This is a genomic window from Methylobacterium sp. E-065 (assembly GCF_022829605.1).
In the GTDB taxonomy this organism is placed as follows: domain Bacteria; phylum Pseudomonadota; class Alphaproteobacteria; order Rhizobiales; family Beijerinckiaceae; genus Methylobacterium.
Genome location: NZ_JAKSYD010000242.1, coordinates 1 through 319, shown reverse-complemented (window position 1 = coordinate 319; position 319 = coordinate 1). Strand labels below are relative to the sequence as shown.

Here is a 319-nt window from a genome sequence, read left to right as displayed (position 1 = left end):
CTCCTGAGCGATCCGTGGCTATTGAGCGTCGCCGTCGGCTGGCGTGCTCGGGCCCGATGCCGCCCGCGCTCGCATCGAGGTTCACCACCGGCCAGCTCGGCGTCCTCCGGATCGTCGGGGACGAGATGGCTCTCAACGGTGCCTGCGGGCTGTACATCGACTCCATAGCCGCCCGGGCTGGGGCCTCCCCGCCACTCGGCCAGGCCGCGATCCGGCCGGCTGACGGCGCAGGCCTGCTGAGCACCCAAAGGGGGCGCCACACAGGGCGGAAGTCTGATTCGAACGGGGTCCGCTCCATCAGCCCGGCGTGGCTGCACGG

The 319-nt window shown here is 71.8% G+C and carries 1 pseudogene; it reads left to right on the top strand.

Annotated elements, in window-relative coordinates:
* Positions 1-14 precede the first annotated feature (14 nt).
* Positions 15-319: pseudogene (locus tag MKK84_RS28265) on the top strand (hypothetical protein); the annotation flags it as partial.